We start from the raw sequence: 2249 nt of genomic DNA, 5'->3' as shown, positions 1-2249 counted from the left end.
CCCCGACGACGCCGATTCGGGGTGTCCTCCTTCGGCATCAGCGGCACCAACGCCCACGTCATCATCGAAGAACCCCCCACCCCCGAGAATGCTTCAACCAATGAATCCCCGGTGGTGGCGGAGCTGCCGGTGGTGCCGCTGCTGCTGTCCGCTCGTTCAGACCGAGCGCTGCGCGCCCAGGCTGAGCGCTGGCGCGCTCACCTGGACAAGTATCCAGACATCACCACGCTAGATGCGGCATACAACGCTGCCAGAGGTCGCGCGCACCTTGACCACCGCGCCGTCGTGTGCGAACGCGACCGTGATGCCGTCCTCGAAGGACTCGGTGCGGTTGCTCAAGGTGAGCCTCACGATCATGTTGCACACGGTGTCGCCGCCCACGGACCTTTGGCCTTCGTATTCCCCGGTCAGGGTGCCCAGTGGCGCGGAATGGGGCTCGAGCTCTGGGACACCTCACCGACATTCGGCGCATCGATGGAGTCGTGCGCCGACGCACTATCGGAGTTCGTTGATTGGTCCCTGCGGACCGAGCTGGCTGGACCGCTGAAGCGCGTCGACGTCGTCCAGCCCGCGTTGTTCGCCGTCATGGTCTCGCTGGCCGCACTGTGGCGTGCCCACGGTGTCGAACCGTCCGCCGTTGTCGGGCACTCGCAGGGCGAAATCGCCGCGGCCCACGTCGCCGGAGCGCTGACGCTCGAGGACGCGGCGCGGGTGGTGTCGTTGCGTAGCCGCGCCATCGCAGACGAGCTCGCCGGCCACGGAGGCATGGCTTCATTGGCTCTCAGTGCGTCGGAGGCGGAGGACCGGATCGCCGCTTGGCGCGGTGAGCTTTCGGTGGCCGCAATAAACGGTGACCGCTCGACCGTTGTATCCGGCGACGTCCAGGCGCTCGAAGCGCTACTGGCTGAATGTGAGCGCGACGACGTACGGGCCCAGCGAATTGCAGTGGACTACGCGTCACATTCCGAACACGTTGACCGCATCGGCGAACGACTCATTGGCGAACTCGGCTGCATAAGACCCGAGGTTGAGCAGATACCGTTCTTCTCGACTGTTACGGGGACGCCGGTCGCCGGTCGCGATCTCGACGCTCATTACTGGCAGCAATCACTGCGCCGGCCGGTGCAATTCGTTCGTGCAACGCGCGCGCTGTCAGCTGAAGGCATAAGCGCCTTCATCGAGGTCAGCCCACATCCAGTCCTGACCTATGGGCTTCGGGAATCCTGTCCGGAAACCTCGGCCATCGGCACGTTGCGACGCGAGGACGGTGGGTTCACACGTTTCACCCAGTCGCTCGCCGAGGCGCACGTCCACGGCGTAGACGTCGATTGGAAGACCCTGGTGAACGGCGGGAAACCCGTAGCGCTTCCTACCTACCCATTCGAGCGTCGACGTTACTGGACCGTTCGGAAGTCCGCGGTCGGCGATACGACAGTCAGCAGCCTCAACGACTTTGGGCAGCCACTACAAACGGCGCTGGCTTCATCAGGCGGCGCGTCGTTCCCGGAACGTATTACGAGGTCGCCACTCAACCAACGCGAGGCGCTGGCACTCGATCTGGTGCGTACGCAAGCTGCCGCCGTGCTCGGGCATCCTTCGGCAGCGGCGATCAAAACGCATCAAAGCTTCAAAGATGTCGGTTTCAGTTCCCTCAGCGCGGTCACGTTGCAGGAGCGGCTAAGTCGGATCACCGACTTGCGCCTGCCACCAACAGTCGTATTCGATTACCCGACTCCTGTTCTGCTCGCACGCCACCTGGTTGGCCTGCTCACTCGCGAACACACCCTGGCGGCCAACTCCTCGGTCTCAGGCAGCGATGAGCTCGACAAGCTCGAGTCGATCGTTTCCATGATCGAAGGGAATTACGACGGCGGCGAGCGTGCCGAGATGCGTCTGCGCCATGTCGTCCGTCGCCTGCAGACCCATCTTGCCGGCAAGGCCGCGTCACGACCGCCGACCGGAGTCTCGGTAGACGACATCGAGGACGCGTCGGACCAGGAAATTTTCCGACTCATTGACGAGGGCTTCGGAATGCCCGAAACGCTCACCGAGGGAGGTCACGCAAGTTGACCGACGAGCACAAGCTGCGTAGTTACCTCAAGAAGGTGACGCGCGAGCTCCATGACACTCACCAGGCACTCCGCGAGTTGGAACGGCGCGCGCATGAGCCGATTGCGATTGTGGGGATGGGGTGTCGGTATCCGGGTGGGGTGGGTTCTCCGGAGCAGTTGTGGGAGTTGGTGGCTGGT

The 2249-nt window shown here is 63.7% G+C and carries 2 protein-coding genes; both read left to right on the top strand.

Features of this window, described 5'->3' with window-relative positions:
* The coding region (locus tag BST28_RS22780) for an acyltransferase domain-containing protein (RefSeq protein WP_133054369.1) at positions 1–2070 on the top strand (2070 nt) is incomplete at its 5' end.
* A partial coding sequence (locus BST28_RS22775; protein WP_133054370.1) for a polyketide synthase docking domain-containing protein occupies positions 2067–2249 on the top strand: 183 nt, incomplete at its 3' end. The genes BST28_RS22780 and BST28_RS22775, both read left to right, overlap by 4 nt.

The sequence above is a fragment of the Mycolicibacter kumamotonensis genome (assembly GCF_002086285.1).
In the GTDB taxonomy this organism is placed as follows: Bacteria; Actinomycetota; Actinomycetes; order Mycobacteriales; family Mycobacteriaceae; genus Mycobacterium; species Mycobacterium kumamotonense.
This window is presented reverse-complemented; position numbering and strand designations above follow the sequence as displayed.